Source organism: Streptomyces hyaluromycini (assembly GCF_002217755.1).
GTDB lineage: Bacteria > Actinomycetota > Actinomycetes > Streptomycetales > Streptomycetaceae > Streptomyces > Streptomyces hyaluromycini.
On sequence record NZ_BCFL01000024.1, the window covers coordinates 199,285 to 223,403 of the forward strand.

The window sequence follows — 24,119 nt, forward strand, 5'->3', positions numbered from 1 at the left end:
TCATCAGATCCGGTAACCCGAGCCGGGGACGGTGACGATCACCGGGGGCTCGCCCAGCTTGCGGCGGAGCGTCATCACGGTCACGCGCACGACGTTGGTGAAGGGGTCGGTGTTCTCGTCCCACGCCTTCTCCAGGAGCTGCTCGGCGCTGACCACCGCCCCCTCGCTGCGCATCAGCACCTCCAGGACGGCGAACTCCTTCGGCGCGAGCTGGACCTCCTTGCCGTCGCGGAAGACCTCGCGGCGGTTCGGGTCGAGCTTGATGCCGGCGCGCTCCAGGACGGGCGGCAGCGGCACGCTGGTACGGCGGCCGAGGGCCCGCACGCGCGCGATGAGCTCGCTGAACGCGAAGGGTTTGGGGAGGTAGTCGTCAGCGCCGATCTCCAGGCCCTCGACGCGGTCGCTGACGTCGCCGGACGCGGTCAGCATCAGCACGCGGGTGGGCATGCCGAGCTCGACGATCTTGCGGCAGACGTCGTCGCCGTGCACGAGGGGGAGGTCGCGGTCGAGGACGACCACGTCGTAGTCGTTGACGCCGATGCGCTCCAGGGCGGCCGCACCGTCGTACACGACGTCGACGGCCATGGCCTCCCGGCGCAGTCCGGTGGCCACCGCATCGGCGAGCAGTTGCTCGTCCTCGACGACGAGTACGCGCACGTCGCTTGTCCTTCCTCTGTCCACTCGCGTAGCGCGCACCGGCGCACGCGGGCAGGGGGCTCCATGGGGTGTGTGACCTCCATCCTGCCCTTTTCGGCCATAAGTCGGCAGTAAGACGGGGGCCGTCGCAGCGGGATCGGAGGCCGCCGGGCGGGAATGCGAGATTTTCTCCTGCGGTTGAGGTTTCCACGGAGGGGAGCGGGGGGAGGACGGCATGTACACCCCGCGATCACGCTCTGCATGTGCCGCAGCACCATGCGGTACGTACACCGCCGCTACAGCAGAGTGGACGATGGGGGTGTCCGGCACCGTCGCCGCCCAGCAGGGCAGCGCTGGGCACCCGCAAGAGACGTGATCGCCCCTTCTGAACGGCACACCCCCGTGCCACCGACCCACGACCCAGGACGAGGGGGCGCAGCATGGACGCATTCACCGCAGGACTTCTGCAGCGCATAAAGGCGACCGAGTCCGACATCACGAGGGCTCGTGACGAGGGTGACGACTTCCTCGTCGAAGTGGAACAGGCCGAGCTCGACGACCTGCGCCGCCTCGCAGCCGAACACGGTGTGGAAGTCGGCGCGACCAGCGTCTGACAGTCCCGCAGCACGACACCACGAGAACAGGGCCCCGGCGAATCCAGCGCCGGGGCCCTGCTCGTACCTGATCCATTCCCACCGCGACGGCGTTCGATTCCTGCCGACCGGCAAGGCGCGAGATCTTTTTCGCGAGACCGGCTGCGGGCGCCGGGAGCGACGGCGCCAGGAGTTCTCGCGAGGCCGACGCCCGGAGATCTTTTCCCGCCGCCGCGGTGCCAAGCCACGACGGCGGTCTCCGGCGGTGCCCGGCCGACCGTTCGCCGCTGCCGACTCCCCCCACAGCCGGATCGGGCTCGCCGACCGCCGGCCTTCCGCCGCGACGGCGCCCGGCCGCCGCGACGGCGCCCGGCCGTCACGACGGCCTCCGGCGCTGCCGCTGCCCCTCAGACCACGCGGGCGCCGTTCCTCAGTCGTGCCATGCTCCGAAGTCCTCCAGGAGGCGCTGGAGGGGCTCGAAGACGCCCGGGGTGCCGGCGATCGTCAGGTCGCGGGACAGGGGCTCTCCAGGGCGTCCACCGGTGCGGGCGCCGGCCTCGCGGGCGATCAGGTCCCCCGCTCCCCAGTCCCACGCGTTCAGCCCGCGCTCGTAGTACCCGTCCAGCCGGCCGCAGGCCACGTCGCAGAGGTCGATCGCCGCCGACCCACTGCGCCGGATGTCGCGGAGCAGCGGGATCAGCCGGGCCGCGACCTCGGCCTGGTGGGTGCGGACGTCGGTGACGTAGTTGAAGCCGGTCGACACCAGTGCCTGGTCCAGCGGCGGTGCCGGGCGGCAGCGCAGCTCCCGCTCGCCCTCCCACGCCCCGGTCGCCCAGGCCCCGCCGCCGCGCACCGCGTGGTACGTCTCGCCGCGCATCGGGGCCGCCACGACGCCGACCACGGTCTCCCCGTCCTGCTCGGCCGCGATGGAGACCGCCCAGGTCGGCAGCCCGTACAGGTAGTTGACCGTGCCGTCGAGCGGGTCGATCACCCAGCGGACGCCGCTCGTGCCCTGCGTGGACGCGCCCTCCTCGCCGAGGAAGCCGTCGTCGGGACGGTGACCGGCGATCAGGTCGGTGATCAGTTTCTCCGCCGCGATGTCCATCTCGGTCACGACGTCGATCGGGCTGGACTTGGTCCGGGCCACGGCGAGGTCGGCCGGGCGGCCGTCCCGCAGCAGCTCGCCCGCGCGGGCGGCCGCCTCCCGGGCGAGCTTCAGGAGGTCGGTGTGCAGGGTGTCGGTCACGGGGCTCCTCACGCGTAGGGGCTGTCGGCGCCGGCCGCGGCGGGGCGGAGTGCGCGGGCCGGGCAGCAGCCGACCGGGCAGAGGTTGTGGCTCGCGCCGAGTGCGCCCAGGGCGCACGGCGTGACCTCCCGCCCGTTCTCCACGGCCGCGCGCTCCAGCACCAGCTCGCGGATGGCGGCGGCGAACCTGGGGTCGTCCCCCACCGTCGCGGACCGCCGTACCGGCAGACCCAGCTCCCCGGCCTTGGCCCTGGCTTCCGTGTCGAGGTCGTAGAGGACCTCCATGTGGTCGGAGACGAAGCCGATGGGGGCCATGACGACGGCCGGGACCCCGGCGCCGTGCAGCGTCTCCAGGTGGTCGCAGATGTCGGGCTCCAGCCACGGGATGTGCGGGGCGCCGGAGCGGGACTGGTAGACGAGCCGCCAGGGGTGGTCGATGCCGGTGCGCTCGCGGACCGCGTCGGCGATCAGCTGGGCCACGTCCAGATGCTCCTCGACGTACGCGCCGCCCTCGCCGTGTGTCTCGACCGGCCCCGAGGTGTCGGCGCTCGCGGTCGGGATGGAGTGGGTGGTGAACGCGATGTGGGCGCCCGCGCGGACGTCCTCGGGGAGGTCGGCGAGGGACTGGAGGACCCCGTCGATCATCGGGTCGAGGAAGCCGGGGTGGTTGAAGTAGTGCCGCAGCTTGTCGATCTTCGGGAGTTCGAGGCCCTCGGCCGCCAGCGCGGCCAGCGAGTCCGCGAGGTTCTCGCGGTACTGGCGGCAGCCCGAATAAGAGGCGTAGGCGCTGGTGGCGAGCACCAGGATGCGGCGGCGGCCGTCGGCGACCATCTCGCGCAGGGTGTCCGTCAGGTACGGCGCCCAGTTGCGGTTGCCCCAGTAGACCGGCAGGTCCAGGCCGTGCTCGGCGAAGTCCTTGCGCAGGGCGTCCAGCAGGGCGCGGTTGTGGCCGTTGATCGGGCTGACCCCGCCGAACAGGAAGTAGTGCTGCCCGACCTCCTTGAGACGTTCGGTCGGGATACCGCGCCCGCGTGTCACGTTCTCCAGGAACGGAACCACGTCGTCCGGGCCTTCCGGGCCGCCGAAGGAGAGCAGGAGCAGGGCGTCGTAGGGGGTGGCATCGAGCGCGTCTGACATGTGCCGATCCTGCCACCCGGCGCTGACAGCCCGGAAACAGGAGCATGAAGAGTCGGATTCGGGAGGTTTATCCCCGGTGCCGAGCGGGTGCAACACGGCGACCTCACTCGTAAGCTGTATCAGCCGCAATCGCGCCTTACCCAGTACAGCCGTCGGAGACCCCCGTGCCCAGCCCCTATCGCGCCCTGTTCGCCGCCCCCGGCAGCAAGGGCTTCTCCGCCGCGGGCTTCGTCGGCCGGATGCCGCTGTCCATGATGGGCATCGGCGTGGTCACGATGATCTCCCAGCTCAGCGGGCGGTACGGGCTCGCGGGCGCGCTGTCGGCCACCATGGCGCTGTCCGCCGCGGCGATCGGGCCGCAGGTGTCCCGGCTGGTCGACCGGCACGGCCAGCGCCGCGTCCTGCGCCCCGCGACCCTGCTCGCACTCGCCGCGGCGGCCGGGCTGCTGCTGGCCGCGCACTTCGGGGGGCCGGACTGGGTGCTGTTCGGGTGCGCCGCCGGGATCGGCGCGGTGCCGAGCCTGGGCGCGATGATCCGGGCCCGCTGGGCCGCCCTCTACCGGGGTACCCCGCAGCTGCACACGGCCTACTCGTTCGAGTCCGTCGTCGACGAGGTGTGCTTCATCTTCGGGCCGATCCTCTCCATCGGCCTGTCCACGACCTGGTTCCCGGAGGCGGGCCCGCTGCTGGCCGCCGGTTTCCTCGCCGCCGGCGTCTTCTGGCTGACCGCCCAGCGGGCCACCGAGCCCGAGCCGCATCCGCGCGGGCACCACGGCGGCGGTTCGGCGCTGCGCGCCCCCGGCCTCCAGGTGCTGGTGGCGACCTTCGTGGCCACCGGAGCCATCTTCGGGGCCGTCGACGTGGTGACCGTCGCCTTCGCCGACGAACAGGGCCACAAGGCCGCCTCCAGCGTCGTTCTGGCGCTGTACGCGGCGGGTTCCTGCGTCGCCGGAGCGGTCTTCGGGCTCATGCGGTTCGGGGGGAAGCCGGAACGCAGGTGGCTGCTGGGCATATGCGCGATGGCCGTGAGTATGATCCCCCTCCTACTGGTCGGAAACTTGCCGCTTCTGGCCGTGGCGCTGTTCGTTGCGGGCCTGTCCATCGCGCCGACGATGATCACGACGATGTCCCTCATCGAAAAGCACGTACCTCGCGCGAAACTCACCGAGGGCATGACCTGGGTGAGCACCGGCCTCGCGGTCGGGGTGGCGCTCGGCTCCTCGGTCGCCGGCTGGGTGATCGACGCGGCCGGCGCCCGTGCGGGGTACGGGGTTCCGGCCGTTGCCGGGGCCGTCGCGGTCGCGGTCGGTTTCCTCGGGTACCGCCGGCTCAGCAGGCCGGTCACGGGTCGGGGAGGCACCGTTGAGCAGTACAGCGAGCGGGAAGAGCGGCACGTGGCGTAACTGGGGAGGGAATGTCACCGTCCGCCCCGCGCGGGAGGTCACGCCCGCCTCCGTGGACGAGCTGGCCGCGGCCGTGCGGCAGGCGGCGGAGGACGGCCTGAAGGTGAAGGCGGTCGGCAGCGGCCACTCCTTCACGGCGATCGCCGCGACCGACGGCGTCTCGGTCCGCCCTCAGCTGCTGACCGGCATACGCAACATCGACCGCAAGGCCATGACCGTCACGGTCGAGGCCGGCACCCCGCTCAAGAGACTCAATGTGGCCCTGGCCCGCGAGGGCCTGTCGCTGACCAACATGGGCGACATCATGGAGCAGACGGTCTCCGGGGCCACCAGCACCGGCACCCACGGCACCGGCCGGGAGTCGGCCTCACTCGCCGCGCAGATCAGGGAACTCGAACTGGTCACCGCCGACGGCTCGGTGCTCACCTGCTCGGAGAAGGAGAATCCGGAGGTCTTCGCGGCGGCACGGGTCGGTCTCGGCGCCCTGGGCATCGTCACCGCGATCACCTTCGCGGTGGAGCCGGTCTTCCTGCTCACGGCCCGCGAGGAACCGATGTCCTTCGACCGGGTGCTGTCCGAGTTCGACCAACACAGCACGGAGAACGAGCACTTCGAGTTCTACTGGTTCCCGCACACCGCGTCGGCCAACACCAAGCGCAACAACCGCAGCGCCGGACCGGCACAGCCGGTGGGGCAGCTGGCCGGCTGGTTCGACGACGAGTTCGTCGCCAACGGCCTCTGGCAGGCGGTGAACATGGTCGGCCGCGCGGCGCCCGCGACCATTCCCTCCATCGCGCGGATCTCCACCCGCGCCTGGTCCGCACGGACCTACACCGACATCCCTTACAAAGTCTTCACCTCGCCCCGCCGGGTGCGCTTCGTCGAGATGGAGTACGCCGTTCCGCGCGCGGCCCTGGTGGACACGCTGCGGGAACTGAAGGCCATGGTCGACCGTTCGGATCTCAGGATCAGCTACCCGGTCGAGGTCCGCACCGCCCCCGCCGACGACATCGCCCTGTCCACCGCGTCCGCCCGGGACAGCGCGTACATCGCCGTGCACATGTTCCGGGGCACGCCGTACCAGGCGTACTTCACCGCCGCCGAGCGCATCTTCACCGCGCACGAGGGCCGCCCGCACTGGGGCAAGGTGCACACCCGGGACGCCGAGTACTTCGCCGAGGTCTACCCGCGCTTCGGTGAGTTCACGGCGCTGCGGGACCGGCTCGATCCGGACCGGCTGTTCCAGAACGACTACCTGCGCAGGGTTCTGGGCCAGTAGCCGAGGAGCCGCCCGGCTCCGAACTCCCCTTCGCCTCCCGCCCCGCACCGGCCCGGTCACCAGGACCGGGCCTTTCGCGCATTCCCAACCCCGCCCGCCCTTCCCGCACTTGTTCGATCGACCACGCAGGAAAGGGACGTACGGACGAAACCATTGGTTCCATTTCTGAGGATTGCGTGAAGTACGCCACGTTCAAGATCGCCCGAGATGGGCAAACAACGGCCGGGGAGCGGTTGTTGCCAGAAGTTGGGCGGCGCGCCAATCCACGCACGTGGCCCGAATGGAGTACTGTTGCGAGCCCTGGGTCCGGTCTCCCGCCGGGGCGTCCGAGGCCTTGCAGGACCGCCGGGAGGGGGCTAGTTGCACAGGGTGACAGCTTTGGTCACTTAGCGTTGCGAATAGGTAACCGTGCCATAACGGCGGCCCAGGGCTGATGCCCGACACGCCGGGCAACTCGGCAAGGTTGTGGCAGGCTGCACCCGGGCAGGCCACACTCGACTAGCGGAAGCAGCGACGCACGTGACGTCGGCAGGCACCACCCGGGAGGTCCCCATGCCCGAACTGCGTGTCGTGGCCGTCTCCAATGACGGCACACGGCTGGTGCTCAAGGCTGCCGACTCTACGGAGTACACCCTTCCGATCGACGAACGGCTCCGTGCCGCCGTGCGCGGCGACCGGCCCCGGCTCGGCCAGATCGAGATCGAGGTCGAGAGCCATCTCCGGCCGCGAGACATCCAGGCGCGGATACGGGCGGGCGCGACCGCGGAAGAGGTCGCCCAGCTCGCCGGGATCCCCGTCGACCGGGTGCGGCGCTTCGAGGGTCCGGTACTGGCCGAGCGCGCCTTCATGGCCGAGCGGGCTCGCAAGACGCCCGTCCGCCGGCCCGGCGAGAACTCCGGTCCGCTGCTCGGCGAGGCCGTGCAGGAGCGGCTGGTGCTGCGCGGTGCCGAGAAGGACACCGTCCAGTGGGACTCCTGGCGCCGCGACGACGGCACCTGGGAAGTCCTGCTCGTCTACCGGGTCGCGGGCGAACCGCACTCGGCGAGCTGGACCTACGACCCGCCCCGGCGGCTGGTCCAGGCGGTCGACGACGAGGCGCGCTCGCTGATCGGCGAGTCCGACGACCTCGCCGTACCGGAGCCCAGCTTTCCGTTCGTGCCGCGCATCGCGCGGCTGCCGCGCGACCGCCCGCTGGACCGTCCCGGCGACCGGGACCGCGAGCGGCCGAGCCTGCCCGCGCAGTCGTCCGAACCGGCCGAGGAGAGCACCGGCGAACGGGACTCGCTGACCAGCCTGCTGGAGGCGGTGCCGAGCTTCCGGGGCGACATGGTGGTCCCGGAGCGCCCCGTGGAGATCCCGGAGGAGCCCGCCCCGGAACCGGCGGCGGAGGAGCCCCCGGCCCCGGCGGCCTCGGCCGGCTCCGCCTACGCGGACGTCCTCATGCCCCGCTCCGTCGGCAGCCACCGCGACCGGCTGATCGGCGCCACCGACCGCCAGGCCGAGGCCGACGGCGTCCGCCCCGGCCGCCGCGCCGCCGTACCGAGCTGGGACGAGATCGTCTTCGGGACGCGGCGCAAGAAGCAGGAGTAGGCGGCCGAAGCAGGCATCGGACAGAGGGGGCACGCACGCGTGCCCCCTCTGTCCGATGGTTTCTGCCGGGCTACTGCGGGTCCGGGCCGACCGCCACCGGACGGGACGGGTCGGCGGACCACTCCGACCACGAACCGACGTACAGCGCCGCCGGAATACCCGCGACGGCCAGCGCCAGCACCTCGTGAGCACCGGAGACGCCCGAACCGCAGTACACGCCCACCTCGGCCCCCTCGGAGGCGCCCAGGCCCTTGAAGCGGTCGCGGAGTTCGGCGCCGGACAGGAAGCGGCCGTCCGGGCCGACGTTCTCGGTGGTCGGCGCCGACACGGCGCCCGGGATGTGGCCGCCGACCCGGTCGATCGGCTCCACGTCGCCCCGGTACCGCTCCCCCGCGCGGGCGTCGAACAGCACACCTGAGCGGGCCAGCGCCGCCGCCCCGTCCGCGTCGAGCAACTGCCCCGCACCCGCGGCCGGTTCGAAGTCGCCCTCGGCCGGTTCGGTCACGTCAGTCGAAAGAGCGCCTTCCCAGGACGGCAACCCGCCGTCGAGGACCCGCACGTCCGGGTGACCCGTCCAGCGCAGCAGCCACCAGGCACGCGCCGCCGCCCAGCCCTGCCCGCCGTCGTACACGACGACCGGCCGGCCCGCCGACACCCCCGCGCGGCGCATCGCCGCACCGAAGACGGCCAGGTCGGGCAGCGGATGCCGGCCGTTCTCGCCGGGCGGCGAGGCCAGTTCCCCGTCCAGGTGCACATAGACGGCGCCCGGCAGATGCCCGGCCGCGTAGGCCGCCCGGCCGTCGAAGGGCGGTGTGCCGGGCGGGGTCAGCTGCCAGCGGACGTCCAGCAGGACGGGCGGGGTCGGCCCGGTCAGGTCGTCGGCGAGTTCGGTTGCGGTGATGATGGCTTCCATGGCCCCATCCTTACGCCAGGGGTGGCCGCATCGTCCAGGTACGACTACTCTGCTCGGCCGGGCAGCCTCGATCACCGGGCGTACGGGATCGGGCACATGCTGTACAGCTGATGGACACCCGACGGCAATCGACCGGAAACGGGCCAGAAACGGCAGACCAGGCATCCTCGCGAAGCCGCCCCACGGCCGTGGACACAAGGCGACACGGAGGGTGCGAGCATCGGCACGGGGTGTGTCCGCGGCTGCGGCACAACCGGTCCGGAGAGCGGAAGCGACACGGCCACCGCGAGGGGCCGAGGAGAGAGTGACGATGACCGAGGTACGGGGAGCGGCCGGCCCGAACGGCGACACGCACGCTCGGCGCGCGCCCGGCACCCCCTGCTGGGTGAGTCTGATGGTGCACGGCTTGACCACGACCGAGGAGTTCTACGGAGCGCTGTTCGGCTGGGAGTTCCAGCCCGGACCCCAGCAGCTCGGCCCCTGCGTCCGGGCCCTGCTCGACGGGCGGGAGGTCGCGGGCATCGGGCAGCTGCCGCCGGACCTGCAGCTGCCGATCGCCTGGACGCCGTACTTCGCCTCGGACGACGTGGACCTGACGGCCGAGACGGCCCGGCTGTGCGGCGGCACGGTGGGCGTGGGCCCGCTGGACGCGGCGGAGGCCGGGCGGATGGCCATCGCCTCCGACCCCTCGGGCGCGGTGTTCGGGATCTGGCAGGGATCGGCCCACCTCGGCACGGCCCTGACCGGTGTCCCCGGCACGCCCGTCTGGGACGAGCTGCTCACCTTCGAGACGTCGAGCGTCGCCAAGTTCTACGAAACGGTGTTCGGTTACGAGGAGGAGCCGGTGGTGTCCGCCGACTTCGACTACGTGACCCTGCACGTCGGGGGCCGCCCGGTGGCCGGCATCCACGGCGTCGGCCTCTCGATGCCCCGGGACCGGGGGCCGCACTGGCTGACGTACTTCGAGGTGGCCGACGCGGACGCGACCCTGCGGGAGGTCGCCGAGCTGGGCGGGCAGGTACTGAAGCCGCCCCGGGACAGCGCACACGGCCGGGTCGCGACGGTGGCCGACCCGGAGGGCGCGGTCTTCTCGGTGATCCAGAGCCCGCACTGAGCCGTCGCCGGCGTGGGACGGTACGAGTCCGCCCGTCCCACGCCACGGTGACGCCGGTCAGTGCTTACCGCACCTGCTGACGTCGATCCGTACGATCTGCGGGTCGTGGTCGCTGGCCTGGTCGGCGAACTCGGCGTTGATGTGCACCACGTCGTAGTCGACGTGGGTCACGGCCGGGCTGGTCAGGATGTGGTCCAGGGTCTGCGAGTTGCCGTCGTACACGTAGGTGTAGCGCTCGGCGGCCGGCAGGGTGGTGATCAGCGGGGTCAGGACGCCGCCGTCCGTCAGCGTGGTCACCGTCCGCGAGAACTCGTAGTCGTTCAGGTCGCCGAGGACGACGGCCTTGGCGTCCTTGTCCGCCGCGAGCAGCGACTTGACGAAGGTGTTGACCTCGGCGGCCTGGGCCGCGCGCTGGGTCTCCGAGCTGCGGGCCGGCGGCTGGTAGCGGCCGTGCAGGGGCTGGTCGCCGCCCTTGGAGACGAAGTGGTTGGCGATGACGAAGACGGTCCGGCCCTGGAAGACGAACTCGCCCACCAGCGGCTTGCGGCTGTCGTCCCAGGCGTCGCCGGCCGGGTCGATCCGGCCCGGGGAGTAGGTGAGTTGGGCGCCCCTGCGGGTCTTGACGACACCGGTGCCCGTGGTGGCGTCGCCGCCGGGCCGGTCGGTGAAGGAGACCCGCTTGGGGTTGAAGAGGAAGACCTGGCGGATGTTGCCGCCGGGCTCGCCGCCGTCCTGGTCGTTCCCGGGCGCGATGTAGCGCCAGGAGTAACGCGGGCCGCCGGCCGCGCGGATGGCGTCGGTGAACCGCTTCAGGGTCGCCTCGGAGGTGACGGTGCCGTCGTCCGTCGCGCCGTTGTCGTCCTGGATCTCCTCCAGGGCGACGATGTCGGGCGAGTTGAGGTTGACCGCGACGCCCTCGGCGAGCCGGTCGAACTTCTCCTGGTCGTCCAGGGCGTCCAGGTTCTCCACGTTGTACGTGGCGACCGCGAGCTCGTCGCCCTTCTGCCGACGGGTCACCTCCCGCTTCAGGCCGCCCGCGACCAGGGTGCCGAGCTGGGTGACCTGGACGTTGTAGCCGCCGTAGGTGGAGTAGTCGAGCGGGCCGGTGGTGGTGCCGGAGAGCTCGTCGCCGACGTTCGCCGCGGGGAAGGCGGTGCTGGTGTCGAGGGACATCACCTCGATACGGCCGGTGTTGGGCTGGTCGTAGGAGGAGTAGAGGGTGCCGCCGCGGGGGGTCGGGTTCTCGTCGGGCTTGACGGTGACCCAGAGTTCGCCGTAGGCGTCGGTCGCGCCGACCACGCGGGCGTCGGCGAACGTCGTCCGCATGCCCTCCAGGGACTCGTAGAAGTCCTGGGCGTAGACGGCCGGCTGGAGTGCGAGCGACTCGATGCTGCCGCCGTCGGCGGTGGGGATGTACGCGTCCGGTACGGAGGCCGCGTCCAGGGTGACAGGGGCGGGCAGCGCGTTGCCGCTGGAGAGCACGGTCGCGGTCGGGCCGTCGAGCTCGGTGACCGACTGGCTGGTGCTGCTCGGGTAGTACTCGCTGACCTTGCCGCTGACCAGTACCGAGTCGCCGACCGCCACGGTGGGGGCGGCCGAGCCGGTGTAGACGAAGACGCCCTCGCTGGTGCGCGGGTCGGCATCGGGCGTCGGGTCCTGGATCCAGTAGCCCTTGGAGCCGGTCGTACGGACGCCGGTGACGATGCCCGGCACCTTGGCGACGGTCTGCCCGGCGAGCGGGGACCTGCGGGTGGTGCCCTGGATGTCGTGGACGCGGACGGTGCCCGGCTGGGTCGGGTCGTCACCGCCCCCGCCGCCCCCGTCGCCCGAACCCGGGGTCTGCCCGGCCGAGTTGACCGGGGAGGGGGTACCGGCGGTGAGGTCCGCCGCGTTGTCGTCGGTGTCGGCCAGGGTGCCGGCCCGTGCCACGGAGGCGGTGTTGGAGGCGCCGGTGACCGGGCCGCTGCCCTCGCGGACCACCGCGGTGCCGTAGCCGACCAGGTCGACGATGCGGCTGTCGGCCGCGCAGTCGGCGGCGGTCTTGCAGGTCAGCGCGGTGCTGCCGGAGACCAGGGCGACGGTGCCGGTGGTGGCGCTCATCGCGATCGTGCCGGTGGCGTCCGGGGCCGGCAGGGCCGTGGTGCCGCCGCTGCCCTGCGACTCGGCGACGAGGAACCGGCCGCCGGGGGCGACCGAGCCGCTGAGCGCGGTCACCTGCCACTGCGAGGACGAGGACGGCGAACCGGGCAGGTACTGCACGCTGTAGCCGGCCAGGTCGTAGGCCGCGGACCCGGCGTTGCCGAGCTCGACGAAGTCCCGGGTCAGGGTCGCGCCGGAGTTGCCGCCACCGCCGTACACCTCGGCGATCACCGCCGTGGCGGACGGCGTGGCGTACGCGGCGGGAAGGGCGGTCATCGCGAAGGCGCTCGCCACGCTCACGGAAATCAGCGGGTAGGCGGCGCGGCGCATACGGGATCTGCTCGCTGCGGGTCTGGGCACGCTGGCGGTCTCCTCGGACGTCGGATGCTTCAACACACCGCGGGCGGGCGGTGCTTGAACCGGGCGTGTGGGGGGAGGCGGGCTCAAGTTACGCGTGTAGACGCCGGGGCGCCAAGATGCCGTGGGTTAATTCCAGGGAACGCAGAGGTGGTTGGCGGTGCGCGATGCAGTCGGCGGCCGGCGGGCCTGCCCTACGTGACCGGCAGAACGTCGGGCGACAGGGCGGCCGCCCGCGTCGTGGCGCTCGTCATGCGCCTGCGGTGGTGGCGTCGGCACAGCACCTCGTAACCGACCTTTCCGGCCGATCCGTTGACGTCTCCCACGACCACCTGCGCGCCCTCGACGACCATCGCGCCGTCCACCGTGCGGGCGTTGTGGGTGGCGCGGGCGCCGCACCAGCACAGGGCCTCGACCTGGAGCACCTCGACCCGGTCGGCCAGCTCCACCAGCCGCTGGGAACCGGGGAACAGCTTGGAGCGGAAGTCGGTGGTGATGCCGAACGCGTAGACGTCCAGGCCCAGGTCGTCGACCACGCGCGCGAGCTGGTCGATCTGCTCCGGCGCCAGGAACTGCGCCTCGTCGGCGATGACGTAGTCCGCGCGGCCGCCCTGCGAGAGGTGGTCGACCAGGTAGGCGTACAGGTCCTGGCCGTCCTCGACCTCCACGGCGTCCGTGACCAGGCCGAGGCGGGAGGAGAGCTTGCCGTGGCCCGCCCGGTCGTCGCGGCTGAAGATCATGCCGACGAGACCGCGCGCCGACCGGTTGTGCTCGATCTGCAGAGCCAGCGTCGACTTCCCGCAGTCCATCGTTCCGGAGAAGAACACCAGCTCGGGCATGGGGAGTTGAGCACCTTTCGGGGGTGGTGGGATCGGGGGTGTCAGGAGCGTACTTCGAGCAGCGGGACGAGCTGCTCGGCGGGGGTCATCGAGCCGTGGTTGCCGACCATCGCCGACTCCTTGGGCTCCCGCTCGGAGGCGATGATCAGGACGTCGTCGTGCGCGGCCGCGACGACGTCGCCGATCCGGTCGTACACCCGCTCGTCGAACCGGTCCGGCGGGCCGAACCAGCCCGCCGTGATCGCCTCGTCCCGCGAGGCCACCCAGAACTGTTCGCCGAGCACCTCGCGCCAGCAGGTCAGGACGTCGTTCTGGGCGCCGGGCACCGCGTAGACGTGCCGGGCCCGGCCCTCGCCGCCGAGCAGGGCGACGCCGGCCCGCAGCTCCCAGTCCTCGTCGAAGTCGATGCGGTGCTGCTCGTCGAACGGGATGTCGACCATGCCGTGGTCGGCGGTGACGTACAGGGCGCTGCGCGACGGCAGCTGCTCGGCGAGGCGCTGGACGAGCCGGTCGACGTGCATCAGCTGGCCGCGCCAGGTGTCGGACTCCACGCCGTAGCGGTGCCCGGCGCCGTCCAGCTCGGCGTAGTAGGTGTAGACCAGGGAGCGGTCCGCTGCGGCGAGTTGCTCCGCCGCCAGGTCCATGCGCTCCTCGCCGGTCAGCCGCCCGTGAAACGTTCCGCCGCTGAGCGCGACCTTGGTGAGCGGGGTGTGCTCGAAGTGCGGGGAGGACACCTGCGCGGAGTGCACCCCCGCGTCCTGGGCCAGCTGGAAGACGGTGGGGTACGGCTGCCAGGCGGCCGGGTCGGTCCAGGGCTGCCAGCGCAGCTGGTTCATCAGCGCGCGGGTCTGCGGGTTGCGGACCGTGTAGCCGGGCAGGCCGTGCGCGCCGGGCGGCAGGCCGGTGCCGACGGAGGCGAGGGAGGTCGCGGTGGTGGCCGGGTAGCCGGCGGTGATCGGCCGTCCGGTGCCGCCGCGCGAGCTGCCGAGCAGGGAGGTGAGGAAGGGGGCCTCGTCGGGATGGGCCTTGATCTGCTCCCAGCCGAGCCCGTCGATCAGGAAGACGCAGTTGCGGTCGGCGGGCGTCAGCTCCGTGATCGACGCGGACATTCCGGGTACGGCCATGCCCGCGGCCAGGGTGGGCAGCAGGTCGGCGAGGGAGCCGCTGCCGTACTCGGGGAGCGGCGCGGAGTCGAGGGCGAGGGGTTCCGGATGGTCCCAGGTGGCGTACGCCATCAGCGGGTGACGTCCGCGGTCGCTTCGGAGATGGCCTGGGCGAAGACGAGCGCCTGGCGCACCGTCTCCGGGCCGTCCCCGGCCTCGCTGACCCGCAGGCTGAGGTCGTCCGCCGTGGAGTTGCCGGTGTAGCCGTGGTCGGCCTCGCAGTTGGGGTCGCCGCAGGCGGCGGGCTCCAGGTCGATGCGGGAGACGGCGCCCCAGCCGATGGTCAGCACGATCTCGCGGGGCAGGGTGCCCGGCGTGTACTGCTCCGGGTTGGCCACAACCCGGCTGACCACGACGGACGAGATCCGGCCGAGCTTGACCGACTCGGTCGAGGTGGTGGCGTACGGCGTCGGGGAGGTGCTGTCGGCGGCCTGCTCGTCGGTGTGGCTGACGATGAAGCGGTTGCCGGTGAGGACGAGCACGGTCACATGCCGCCGCACCTCGTTCTGGTCGAACGTCGTCTCCTGGTGGACCAGGTACGACCGGATCGGCTCACCACCGATGGCGGCCTCCACCGCCTCGGCCACGAGGGCCGGGTAGTAGCCGCTGCGCTCGATCGCGACGCGCAGCCCCTGGGTCGTCGTACTGGTCTTGGCCATGGCGTCCATCCTAATCCGTGGGCAAGGGGACCCGGGCCAGTCGCGCGCGGCCGCGTCCGACGCCGCCGCCGTCGCGCGCGGCCGCGTCGAACGCCGCCGACGGGTGCGGACGTTCGTCTCGGCCGGCCGGCGGTCAGTAGGCGGGCAGGGTGCGCGGGCCCAGATCGTCACGGGCCGGAGGTGGCGCGAGGCGGACGGTGGCCCCCAGGACGCTCACGCCCTGCCGGGCGACCACGACGGGTTCCAGGGTGACCGCGACGACCTCGGGGTGGTCGTCGACCAGCCGGGACACCCTGAGCAGCAGCTCCTCCAGGGCGGGCGTGTCGACGGGGGCCGAACCGCGCCAGCCGAACAGCAGGGGCGCGGTCCGGACCGAACGCACCAGTGAGGTGGCGTCCCGGTCGGTGACCGGAACCAGCCGGTGCGCCATGTCCCCGAGCAGCTGCGAGGCGGCCCCCGCGAGGCCGAAGGACACCACGGCCCCGGCGGCCGGGTCGATCACGGCCCGTACGACGGTGTCCACGCCCCGGGGTGCCATCCGCTGCACCACCGGCCGCAGCTCCTCGGGCGTCCCGTACAGCTCGCTCAACTCGGCGTACGCCCGGCGCAGTTGCTCTTCGTCCGCCAGGTCGAGCCGCACTCCGCCCAGGTCGGCGCGGTGGCGCAGATGGGGAGCGGTGGCCTTGAGGGCGACGGGATAGCCGAGGGCGCGGGCGGCTCCGACGGCGGCGTCGGGGGCGGGAGCGGGCAGGGCGCGGTGCACGTCGATGCCGTACCTGCCGAGGAGCCGGCAGGTCTCCTCGACCCCGATGGTGAGTCCCTCCCCGCGTTCGAGGAGCGCGCCGATCAGCTCGGCGGCGCCCCTCTCGTCGATGTCCTCGTACTCGGGCACCTTCCCGGGTTCGGCGGCCTCCCGCCGCCACTGCCCGTACTTCACGGCCTCGGCGAGGGCCCGCACGGCCCGCTCGGCAGCGGGGTAGGCGGGGATGAGACGGGAGTAGGGGTGGGGGGCAGGGGAGGCAGGGGGCTTCGGGGGTTGGGGCAGCGCGGCGGAGGGCGCCTTCGTCTCGGCCGCCACCGCGGTGGGCAGGCGTTCCGCAGGGCGGAACGGGTGGGCACCGCCTGCAGCGCCGGGTGCCATCGCACCCGCCGTAGGTGCGGTACGGCCCGCAGCCGAAAGCGCCTCCGCAAGCCCCCCGAGCTCCACGTGCACCACAAGCACCGGCTTCCCCGGAACCTCTTCGGCCGCCGACCTGAGCGCCTCCGCCAGCTCCGCGTCCCCCACGGCCCCCTCACCGATCGTCGGGATCGCCGTGACGACCACCGCGTCGCACGACTCGTCCGCCAGCGCCTGCGACAGCGCCCGGTGGAAGTCCCCGGCGGTCGCCCGCGTCGTCAGGTCCAGCGGCCGGGCCGGCCGCAGCCCCTCGGCCAGGCACCGGTCGTACGTCAGCAGCCCCAGCGACTCCGAGTTGCCGAGGATCGCCACCCGCGGCCCGGCCGGCAGCGGCTGCCGCGCGAGCAGCAGCCCCGCGTCGACCAGCTCGGTGATGGTGTCGACGCGGATCACCCCGGCCTGCCTCAGCAGCGCGGACACCGTGGCGTGCGGCAGCCGCGTCGCCCGTACCGCGTGGCCCGGCGGCGCCCCCGCGCCCTGCACCACGACCAGCGGCTTCGCCGCCCCCGTCCGCCGGGCGAGGCGGGTGAACTTGCGCGGGTTGCCGATGGACTCCAGGTACATGAGGACGACGTCGGTCTCGGGGTCGTCGTACCAGTACTGGAGGACGTCGTTGCCGGAGACGTCCGCGCGGTTGCCGGAGGACACGAAGGTGGAGACGCCCGTGGTGCCGGTGACGCCGCCGCCGCGCCGGTGCAGCCGGGACAGCAGGGCGATGCCGATGGCGCCGGACTGGGCGAACAGGCCGATCCGGCCGGGGCGGGGCATCTCGGGTGCGAGGGAGGCGTTCAGCCGGACGTCGTCCGCGGTGTTGATGATCCCGAAGGCGTTGGGGCCGATGATGCGCATGCCGTACGTGCGCGCCTGCCGGACGAGGGCGCGCTGGCGCTCACGGCCGTCGGGGCCGCTCTCCGCGTACCCGGCGGCGAGGACGACGAGCCCCTGGACGCCGTGTTCGCCGCACTCGGTGACGGCCTCGGGCACGTGCTCGGCGGGTACGGCGACCACCGCGAGGTCGACAGGGCCGTCGATGTCCCTCACCGAGCGGTGCGCCGGCACCCCGTCGATCTCCTTGAGGTCGTCGGGGAAGGCCTGGTTCACGGCGTGCAGGCGGCCGGTGAAGCCGGCGCCCCGGAGGTTGCCGAGGACGCTGCGGCCGACCCCGCCGGGCGCGCGGCCGACGCCGATCACGGCCACGGAACCGGGCGCGAGCAGCCGCCGTACCGAACGGGCCTCCGCGCGCTGCTCCCGCGCGCGCTGGACGGCGACCGAGCGGTCCGTGGGCTCCAGGTCGAACTCCAGGCGGACCACGCCGTCCTCGAAGCTGCGCTGCTGGGTGTAGCCGGCGTCCGTGAACACCTTGATCATCTTGCTGTTCGCGGGCAGCACCTCGGCGGCGAAGCGGCGGATCCCGCGCTCGCGCGCGACGGCCGCGATGTGCTCAAGGAGGGCGGAGGCGACGCCGCGCCCCTGGTGGGCGTCCTGGACGAGGAAGGCGACCTCGGCCTCGTCGGCGGGCGCCGAGGCGGGCGTCCCGTCGGCGCCAATGCGGTCATAGCGTACGGTTGCGATGAACTCGCCGCCGATGGTGGCCGCGAGTCCCACCCTGTCCACAAAGTCGTGGTGCGTGAAGCGGTGGACGTCCTTGGCGGAGAGCCTCGGGTAGGGCGCGAAGAAGCGGTAGTACTTCGACTCGTCCGAGACCTGCTCGTAGAAGCTGACCAGGCGATCGGCGTCATCAACGGTGATGGGCCGGATGCGCGCGGTACCCCCGTCGCGCAGCACCACGTCAGCCTCCCAGTGGGACGGGTACTCATGCCGGTCCTGCGGGTCCGCCGGGGTCTGCATGGGCCCCAGAGTACGGCTCGCGTCCGACAACGGCGCGAGGCAGTCTGTGGAGGACAAAAGTCGGGCCGAGGCCGCGGTCCGACGACACACCCGGAGAGGACTCACGCCCACTCCGGGCATGCTTCACGATATGGGAAACTGGTCTAGACAACCCTGAACACCGAAGGGCAGCATCACATGGCTGAGCGCCGCGTCAACGTCGGCTGGGCCGAGGGCCTCCACGCCCGCCCCGCTTCCATCTTCGTCCGAGCCGCCACGGCCGCAGGCGTCCCGATGACGATCGCCAAGGCCGGGGGCAACCCCGTCAACGCGGCCTCCATGCTGGCTGTCCTGGGGCTGGGCGCCCAGGGCGGCGAGGAGATCGTCCTCGCCTCCGAGGCCGAGGGCGCTGACGCCGCCCTCGACCGCCTGGCCAAGCTGGTCGCCGAGGGTCTCGAGGAACTTCCCGAGACCGTCTGAGCGCCCGGCGCCCGCACGTCCGGGGCCGCGCCACTCCCCGGGGAGCGGCGCGGCCCCGCCGTCTCCCCCTCGGCCCCGGAGCCCGTACCGGGTCACCCGTCATGTGCCGCAATTCCTTGACGGGCGCACATGACTTCACAACAGGGCCGCACACGGCTTTACGACGGCCCCGTCCCGGAGTTTGTGAAGACCCCGGCGCCCGGCTTTACCGCGGGCACACGAAAGAAGCGCGACCGTGAATTCCCGGCGCGCGTGAATTCGGGCAGCGAAAACAGACCCCGCCGAATAACATCTCTTTGTATACGGTGCGCGTGTTAATGCCGCAGGCCCGACATGTTTACGGGGTGTTGCGAAGTCCTCACACCGTTCGCCCGTTCGGTGGTGCCGGAAAAGCGCAGCCGGTGGGAGACCGTCGAGCGCTCGGTGTGCAGTGCCGTGACAGCCCGGGCCCGCTCGGCGTCGCCGCGCGCCACCGCGTCCACGATGGCGCCGTGCTCCGTCCAGGACTCCGCGGGGTTGGCGGGCGTCTCCACGGTGTACATCCAGGCGATCTTGTGCCGGAGCTGGGTGAGCGTGGAGGTCAGGGCATGGCTGCCGGAGGCCTGCGCCAGGGTCTCGTGGAACCAGCCGCCCAGGGAGCGCAGATCCTCGCTGTTTCCCCGCCTGGCCCGCTCCTGCCCCAGCCGGACCAGTCCGCGCAGCACCTTGAGGTGGGCCTCGGTGCGGCGCTGGGCGGCCCGGGAGGCGCCGAGCGGCTCCAGGAGCATGCGCATCTCCAGCAGGTCGGCGGCCTCCTGCTCGGTGGGTTCGGCGACGCACGCGCCCGCGTGCCGGCGCGTCACGACGAAGCCCTCGGCCTCCAGGGTGCGCAGGGCCTCGCGGACGGGGACGCGCGAGACCCCGTAGCGGCGGGCCAGGAGTTCCTCGGTGAGCCGGCTGCCGCGCTCGTAGACACCCGCGACGATGTCGTCCCGGATCGCCGTGCATACCGAGTGCGCCGGAATACGCATGACCGACCTCCGCCTTAATCCCCGTGAAACGCCGCCGAGTGGCGTCCGTTCCGTGACTCTATTGCAATGAGCCGGAATTTCCGACGGCGGGCCGGAATCCAGGGATATATTTTGGACACCGGGTGCACGAAAACGACGAAAGCCCCGGCACAGGGGCCGGGGCTCCGGAGGATCTCACGGGTTGTTGCCGCAGTGTCCTGCCGGGTTCACCTTGGTGGTCGGGTGCGGGTGCGTGGGGGTTGCTCGCGCCCCTTTCAGGGGCGTCACGCGCAGCGCCCCTTCAGGGGCGCGGGGAACTGCGCGACCAGCCACGGCGCACCCGCGCCCGGCGCACGCATCGCAACCTTCACGTCGGTCTCGGCGCCGGGCCCGCGTCCAGCTCCCTCAGACGTTCACGCCGTGCTTGCGGAGGTAGGCGACCGGGTCGATGTCGGAGCCGTAGTCCGGGGTGGTGCGCGCCTCGAAGTGGAGGTGGGGGCCGGTGGTGTTGCCGGTCGCGCCGGAGAGGCCGATCTGCTGGCCCGGGGTGACCTTCTGGCCCACCGAGACGCCGATGGACGAGAGGTGGCCGTACTGGGTGTACATGCCGTCGGCCATCTTGATGACGATCTCGTTGCCGTACGCCCCGCCCCAGCCGGTGGAGACGACCGTGCCGGTGCCGACCGCGTGCACGACCGTGCCGCTGGCGGCGTGGAAGTCGATGCCGGTGTGGGCGCCGGAGGACCACAGGGAGCCGCCGGTCTTGTAGCCGGTGGAGACGTAGGAGTCGCTGATCGGCGCGACGAAGGTGTTCAGGCGCTTGCGCTCGGCCGCGCGGGCCGCTCGCACCTTGGCCTCGTGCTCCTTCTTGGCCTGCTCGGCAGCCTTCTTGCGGGCGGCCTCCTCGGCCGCCTTGCGCTCGGCGGCGGCCTTCTGCGTGGCGGCCTGGGCGTCGATCTGCTCGACGACCGAGTCGCTGAGCGTGATGACCGGGGTGAGGCCGGTCTGCTCGACGGAGTTCTCGGCGGCGAGCGCCGGGGCGGCCGAGACGGTGCCGATGACACCCGTGGTGGTGAGGGCCGCGATACCGGCGGCCTGCGCGGTGGTGCGCTTCACCCGGCCGGGACGACGGTGCTTCCCGGAGGCGCACATGAACGCCATGTAGAGGCTGGTCCTTTCCTTCCCTCTCGCCTACCGGGTTAGCTGACGGGTTCGGAGCAGGAAGGTCTCCTACGGGCCCCCTCGCGACACGCGCGGGCGCCCGATTCACCCCAGGGACTGCGTGGGTCCCCGGCTCCCCTGGCTCGCGCCGTACGGGGACTCGGCGATGGCTGTCCGGTGCCGCGGATGCGGCGCACTGCCTGACGGACAGCCCGGAAGAACCTACGAGGCCGCTCTTCCCCCGCCCAAACGGAACGCGGTTTTTGTAGCGCATCCCACAGGGCAGACAGGCAGCCTCCACCTCAATTCGGACATGCGAGAGCCCTGATGACCCGAGGGTCACCAGGGCTCCGCACCCGCGTGTGCCCTACTCCGCGGCGACGACCGTGACTTCGCCGATCCCGAGGGCCTCGACGGGCTCCTTGATCTGCGCCGCGTCCCCGACGAGGACGGTCACCAGGCGGTCCACCGGGAAGGCGTTCACGACCGCCGCGGTGGCCTCCACGGTGCCGGTGGCGGCCAGTTGGCGGTACAGCGTCGCCTGGAAGTCGTCGGGCAGGTACTGCTCGACCTGGTCGGCCAGGGTGCCCGCGACGGCCGCCGCCGTCTCGTACTTGAGCGGCGCCACCCCCACGAGGTTCTGCACGGCCACATCGCGCTCGGCGTCCGTGAGGCCGTCGGCGGCGAGCGTACGCAGCACCGTCCACAGGTCCGTCAGGGCCGGGCCGGTGTTCGGGGTGTCCACGGAGCCGCTGATGGCGAGCATCGAGACACCGGTGCCGTCGGGGGCGGACCGCAGGACCTGCCCGAACGAGCGGACGCCGTAGGTGTAGCCCTTCTCCTCGCGCAGCACGCGGTCCAGGCGGGAGGTGAGGGTGCCGCCCAGGCAGTAGGTGCCGAGCACCTGGGCGGGCCAGACACGGTCGTGCCGGTCGGAGCCGACGCGGCCGATGAGCAACTGGGTCTGGACGGCGCCGGGGCGGTCCACGATGACGACCCGGCCGGTGTCGTCGGCGGCCACGGACGGGACCGGGCGGGGCTGCCCGGTGGCGGCGCGCCAGGCGCCCAGGGTCTCGCCGAGCAGCTCGTCCAGGTCGATGCCGGTCAGGTCGCCGACGACGACCGCGGTGGCCGTGGCGGGGCGGACGTGCCGGTCGTAGAAGGCACGTACGGCGGCCGCGTCGATCTTCTCGACGGTGTCCTCGGTGCCCTGGCGCGGGCGGGACATCCGCGCGGTGGCCGGGAACAGCTGCTTGTAGAGCTCCTTGGCGGCCCGCCGGCTGGGGTTGGCCAGCTCGTGCGGGATCTCGTCGAGGCGGTTGCGGACCAGCCGCTCGACCTCGCTCTCGGCGAAGGCGGGCGCCCTGAGGGCGTCGGAGAGCAGCCCGAGGCCCTTGGCGAGCCGGGAGGCCGGGACCTCCAGGCTGATGCGGACGCCGGGGTGGTCGGCGTGCGCGTCCAGGGTGGCGCCAGCCCGCTCCAGTTCGGCGGCGTACTCCTCGGCGGAGTGCTTGTCGGTGCCCTCGGAGAAGGCGCGCGACATGATGGTGGCGACGCCGTCCAGGCCGGCCGGCTCGGCGTCCAGGGGCGCGTCAAGGAGCACCTCGACGGCGACGACCTGCTGGCCCGGGCGGTGGCAGCGCAGCACGGTCAGGCCGTTGTCCAGGGTGCCGCGCTCCGGGGCCGGGAAGGCCCAGGGCCTGGCCTCGCCCGGCTGCGGCTGAGGGTGGAAGTCCATGGTGGCGAGCTCGGTCACTTGGCCGTCTCCTCGTTCTCGTTGCCGGCCTCTACGGTGGCTTCCTGCTCCGGGTCCTCGCCGCGTCCCGCCTCCTGGGTGTGCTCCGCGGACTCCGCGGACAGCGGCTCGTAGACGAGCACCGCGCGGTTGTCGGGACGCAGCCGGGCCTTGGCGACCTCCTGGACCTCCTCGGAGGTGACCGTCAGGACCCGCTGGACGGCGGTCAGGGCGAGCTGCGGGTCGCCGAACAGGACGGCGAAGCGGCACAGTTCGTCCGCGCGGCCCGCGACGGTGCCGAGCCGGTCCAGCCACTCGCGCTCCAACTGGGCCTGGGCGCGCTCCATTTCCTCGGGCGTCGGGCCCTCCTCGGCGAACCGGGCGAGCTCCTCGTCGATGGCGGCCTCGATGACCGGCACCTCGACGTCACCGGAGGTCTTCACATCGAGCCAGCCCAGGGAGGGCGCCCCGGCGAGCCGCAGCAGACCGAAGCCGGCGGCGACGGCCGTACGGTCGCGCCGTACCAGGCGGTTGTACAGGCGGGAGGACTCGCCGCCGCCGAGGACGGTGAGGGCCAGGTCGGCCGCGTCGGACACGCGCGTGCCGTCCTCCGGGAGCCGGTAGGCGGCCATCAGCGCCCGCGCGGGGACCTCCTCCACGACGACCTCGCGCAGCTGCTCGCCCATGACGTCGGGCAGCGAGCCGTCACGCGGGGTCGGCTTGCCGTCGTGCGCCGGGATGGAACCGAAGTACTTCTCGACCCAGGCGAGGGTCTGCTCCGGGTCGATGTCGCCGACGACCGACAGGACGGCGTTGTTGGGCGCGTAGTAGGTGCGGAAGAACGCGCGCGCGTCCTCCAGGGTGGCCGCGTCCAAATCCGCCATCGACCCGATCGGCGTGTGGTGGTAGGGGTGGCCCTCCGGGTAGGCGAGCGCGGTCAGCTTCTCGAAGGCCGTGCCGTAGGGGACGTTGTCGTAGCGCTGGCGGCGCTCGTTCTTGACGACGTCCCGCTGGTTCTCCATCGACTCGTCGTCCAGGGCGGCGAGCAGCGAGCCCATGCGGTCGGCCTCCAGCCAGAGGGCGAGCTCCAGCTGGTGGGCGGGCATGGTCTCGAAGTAGTTGGTGCGCTCGAAGCTGGTGGTGCCGTTGAGCGAGCCGCCTGCGCCCTGGACGAGCTCGAAGTGGCCGTTGCCCTTCACCTGGGCGGAGCCCTGGAACATCAGGTGCTCGAAAAGGTGAGCCAGGCCGGTACGGCCCTTGACTTCGTGCCGGGAACCGACGTCGTACCAGAGGCAGACCGCCGCGACCGGGGTCAGGTGGTCCTCGGAGAGCACCACGCGCAGACCGTTGGCCAAGCGGTGCTCGGTCGCTGCCAGGCCTCCGGAGCCTGTCTCGGCCGTGGTCGTGTGACCCATGGGCATGTACGTCCCTTCGCTCGCGGAAGCGGTCTCGAACCGCGGTTTTTCTGCCGGTCCTGCCACTGTATGCAAGCGCGCGGGGACCCGGCGAAGTTCCCGCACGACGTACGCCCAGAGCGGATCGTGCGGGCGGATCGCGTAGCCTGCGTCCCACCCGCCCCGTGACGGCTACCGGCACCGGGGCGGGCCGCGGCGACCGGGGCCTGGCCCGGGTTGTCAGTGCCGCGGTCCACAATGGTCAGCGTCAGATCCGTTCACGCATGAG

19 protein-coding genes and 1 riboswitch are annotated in these 24,119 nt (G+C 72.3%); of the genes, 6 read left to right on the forward strand and 13 right to left on the reverse strand.

What is annotated here, in order from left to right; translation table 11 throughout:
* Positions 1 to 3: 3 nt before the first annotated feature.
* Entirely contained in the window at positions 4 to 657 is a 654-nt protein-coding gene (locus SSP29_RS56775) for a response regulator transcription factor (RefSeq protein ID WP_003993508.1), read from the reverse strand.
* Between the two features lie 419 nt (positions 658 to 1,076).
* On the opposite strand from SSP29_RS56775, the gene SSP29_RS58710 reads away from it, so the two are divergent.
* Positions 1,077 to 1,250 (forward strand): hypothetical protein, encoded by a 174-nt coding sequence (locus SSP29_RS58710; RefSeq protein ID WP_167450044.1) that lies wholly within the window; start codon positions 1,077 to 1,079, stop codon positions 1,248 to 1,250.
* 409 nt (positions 1,251 to 1,659) lie between these two features.
* Here the strand turns inward: SSP29_RS58710 and SSP29_RS31740 are convergent, their stop codons facing one another.
* Together SSP29_RS31740 and SSP29_RS31745 are read right to left on the reverse strand one after the other, a co-directional pair.
* Complete coding sequence (locus SSP29_RS31740) at positions 1,660 to 2,475, reverse strand: inositol monophosphatase family protein (RefSeq protein ID WP_089104291.1); 816 nt, start codon at positions 2,473 to 2,475, stop codon at positions 1,660 to 1,662.
* A gap of 8 nt (positions 2,476 to 2,483) precedes the next feature.
* Positions 2,484 to 3,611 carry a ferrochelatase gene (locus SSP29_RS31745; RefSeq protein WP_089104292.1) on the reverse strand — a complete coding sequence of 376 codons (1,128 nt, stop codon included), beginning with the start codon at positions 3,609 to 3,611 and terminating at the stop codon, positions 2,484 to 2,486.
* Positions 3,612 to 3,775: 164 nt separating this feature from the next.
* Here SSP29_RS31745 and SSP29_RS31750 point away from each other — a divergent pair, with 164 nt between their 5' ends.
* From SSP29_RS31750 to sepH, 3 genes are all read left to right on the forward strand, one after another.
* Entirely contained in the window at positions 3,776 to 5,014 is a 1,239-nt protein-coding gene (locus tag SSP29_RS31750; RefSeq protein WP_089104293.1) for an MFS transporter, read from the forward strand.
* Complete coding sequence (locus SSP29_RS31755; protein WP_089104294.1) at positions 4,974 to 6,293, forward strand: D-arabinono-1,4-lactone oxidase; 1,320 nt, start codon at positions 4,974 to 4,976, stop codon at positions 6,291 to 6,293. Before SSP29_RS31750 ends, SSP29_RS31755 begins: the two co-directional genes overlap by 41 nt.
* 552 nt (positions 6,294 to 6,845) lie before the next feature.
* Positions 6,846 to 7,883 (forward strand): septation protein SepH, encoded by a 1,038-nt coding sequence (sepH, locus tag SSP29_RS31760; protein WP_089104295.1) that lies wholly within the window; start codon positions 6,846 to 6,848, stop codon positions 7,881 to 7,883.
* 70 nt (positions 7,884 to 7,953) lie between these two features.
* Here sepH and SSP29_RS31765 read toward each other — a convergent pair whose 3' ends face one another.
* Complete coding sequence (locus SSP29_RS31765) at positions 7,954 to 8,796, reverse strand: sulfurtransferase (protein WP_089104296.1); 843 nt, start codon at positions 8,794 to 8,796, stop codon at positions 7,954 to 7,956.
* A gap of 310 nt (positions 8,797 to 9,106) precedes the next feature.
* On the opposite strand from SSP29_RS31765, the gene SSP29_RS31770 reads away from it, so the two are divergent.
* A complete protein-coding gene (locus tag SSP29_RS31770; RefSeq protein ID WP_089104297.1) occupies positions 9,107 to 9,910 on the forward strand; it encodes a VOC family protein in 804 nt (267 codons plus the stop codon).
* Positions 9,911 to 9,967: 57 nt separating this feature from the next.
* On the opposite strand, the gene SSP29_RS31775 is transcribed toward SSP29_RS31770, so the two are convergent.
* The 5 genes from SSP29_RS31775 to SSP29_RS31795 form a co-directional block, all read right to left on the reverse strand.
* A complete protein-coding gene (locus SSP29_RS31775) occupies positions 9,968 to 12,379 on the reverse strand; it encodes a DUF8508 domain-containing protein (RefSeq protein WP_089104298.1) in 2,412 nt (803 codons plus the stop codon).
* A gap of 221 nt (positions 12,380 to 12,600) precedes the next feature.
* Complete coding sequence (locus SSP29_RS31780) at positions 12,601 to 13,245, reverse strand: thymidine kinase (RefSeq protein ID WP_089104299.1); 645 nt, start codon at positions 13,243 to 13,245, stop codon at positions 12,601 to 12,603.
* A 41-nt stretch (positions 13,246 to 13,286) separates the two neighbouring features.
* The gene (locus tag SSP29_RS31785) at positions 13,287 to 14,480 is read right to left on the reverse strand and encodes an alkaline phosphatase family protein (RefSeq protein ID WP_150135291.1); all 1,194 of its coding nucleotides are present in this window, start codon (positions 14,478 to 14,480) and stop codon (positions 13,287 to 13,289) included.
* A complete protein-coding gene (locus SSP29_RS31790) occupies positions 14,480 to 15,067 on the reverse strand; it encodes a DUF5998 family protein (protein WP_089104457.1) in 588 nt (195 codons plus the stop codon). The genes SSP29_RS31785 and SSP29_RS31790 overlap by 1 nt, the downstream gene beginning before the upstream one ends.
* A gap of 133 nt (positions 15,068 to 15,200) precedes the next feature.
* Positions 15,201 to 18,092, reverse strand: a complete 2,892-nt coding sequence (locus SSP29_RS31795) for a bifunctional acetate--CoA ligase family protein/GNAT family N-acetyltransferase (RefSeq protein ID WP_089104301.1) — start codon at positions 18,090 to 18,092, stop codon at positions 15,201 to 15,203.
* Positions 18,093 to 18,269: 177 nt separating this feature from the next.
* Between SSP29_RS31795 and SSP29_RS31805 the strand changes: the two genes are divergently transcribed.
* Positions 18,270 to 18,551 (forward strand): HPr family phosphocarrier protein, encoded by a 282-nt coding sequence (locus SSP29_RS31805; RefSeq protein ID WP_089104302.1) that lies wholly within the window; start codon positions 18,270 to 18,272, stop codon positions 18,549 to 18,551.
* 314 nt (positions 18,552 to 18,865) lie between these two features.
* On the opposite strand, the gene SSP29_RS31810 is transcribed toward SSP29_RS31805, so the two are convergent.
* The 4 genes from SSP29_RS31810 to SSP29_RS31825 form a co-directional block, all read right to left on the reverse strand.
* Positions 18,866 to 19,561 carry a GntR family transcriptional regulator gene (locus SSP29_RS31810; protein WP_089104303.1) on the reverse strand — a complete coding sequence of 232 codons (696 nt, stop codon included), beginning with the start codon at positions 19,559 to 19,561 and terminating at the stop codon, positions 18,866 to 18,868.
* Positions 19,562 to 19,945: 384 nt separating this feature from the next.
* The gene (locus SSP29_RS31815) at positions 19,946 to 20,701 is read right to left on the reverse strand and encodes a M23 family metallopeptidase (protein ID WP_089104304.1); all 756 of its coding nucleotides are present in this window, start codon (positions 20,699 to 20,701) and stop codon (positions 19,946 to 19,948) included.
* A 12-nt stretch (positions 20,702 to 20,713) separates the two neighbouring features.
* Positions 20,714 to 20,877: riboswitch (cyclic di-AMP (ydaO/yuaA leader) on the reverse strand.
* A 191-nt stretch (positions 20,878 to 21,068) separates the two neighbouring features.
* Positions 21,069 to 22,457: a M16 family metallopeptidase gene (locus tag SSP29_RS31820; protein ID WP_089104305.1), complete on the reverse strand. Its 1,389-nt coding sequence runs from the start codon at positions 22,455 to 22,457 to the stop codon at positions 21,069 to 21,071.
* The gene (locus tag SSP29_RS31825; protein WP_089104306.1) at positions 22,454 to 23,857 is read right to left on the reverse strand and encodes a M16 family metallopeptidase; all 1,404 of its coding nucleotides are present in this window, start codon (positions 23,855 to 23,857) and stop codon (positions 22,454 to 22,456) included. The genes SSP29_RS31820 and SSP29_RS31825 overlap by 4 nt, the downstream gene beginning before the upstream one ends.
* Between the last annotated feature and the right edge of the window lie 262 nt (positions 23,858 to 24,119).

Bases quoted from the DNA above. Each gene is read 5' to 3' on its own strand.
- SSP29_RS58710 (WP_167450044.1), top strand. From the start codon at position 1,077: ATGGACGCATTCACCGCAGGACTTCTGCAGCGCATAAAGGCGACCGAG.
- SSP29_RS31745 (WP_089104292.1), bottom strand. From the start codon at position 3,611: ATGTCAGACGCGCTCGATGCCACCCCCTACGACGCCCTGCTCCTGCTC.
- sepH (WP_089104295.1), top strand. From the start codon at position 6,846: ATGCCCGAACTGCGTGTCGTGGCCGTCTCCAATGACGGCACACGGCTG.
- SSP29_RS31765 (WP_089104296.1), bottom strand. From the start codon at position 8,796: ATGGAAGCCATCATCACCGCAACCGAACTCGCCGACGACCTGACCGGG.
- SSP29_RS31770 (WP_089104297.1), top strand. From the start codon at position 9,107: ATGACCGAGGTACGGGGAGCGGCCGGCCCGAACGGCGACACGCACGCT.
- SSP29_RS31775 (WP_089104298.1), bottom strand. From the start codon at position 12,379: ATGCGCCGCGCCGCCTACCCGCTGATTTCCGTGAGCGTGGCGAGCGCC.
- SSP29_RS31780 (WP_089104299.1), bottom strand. From the start codon at position 13,245: ATGCCCGAGCTGGTGTTCTTCTCCGGAACGATGGACTGCGGGAAGTCG.
- SSP29_RS31785 (WP_150135291.1), bottom strand. From the start codon at position 14,480: ATGGCGTACGCCACCTGGGACCATCCGGAACCCCTCGCCCTCGACTCC.
- SSP29_RS31790 (WP_089104457.1), bottom strand. From the start codon at position 15,067: ATGGCCAAGACCAGTACGACGACCCAGGGGCTGCGCGTCGCGATCGAG.
- SSP29_RS31795 (WP_089104301.1), bottom strand. From the start codon at position 18,092: ATGCAGACCCCGGCGGACCCGCAGGACCGGCATGAGTACCCGTCCCAC.
- SSP29_RS31805 (WP_089104302.1), top strand. From the start codon at position 18,270: ATGGCTGAGCGCCGCGTCAACGTCGGCTGGGCCGAGGGCCTCCACGCC.
- SSP29_RS31810 (WP_089104303.1), bottom strand. From the start codon at position 19,561: ATGCGTATTCCGGCGCACTCGGTATGCACGGCGATCCGGGACGACATC.
- SSP29_RS31815 (WP_089104304.1), bottom strand. From the start codon at position 20,701: ATGGCGTTCATGTGCGCCTCCGGGAAGCACCGTCGTCCCGGCCGGGTG.
- SSP29_RS31825 (WP_089104306.1), bottom strand. From the start codon at position 23,857: ATGCCCATGGGTCACACGACCACGGCCGAGACAGGCTCCGGAGGCCTG.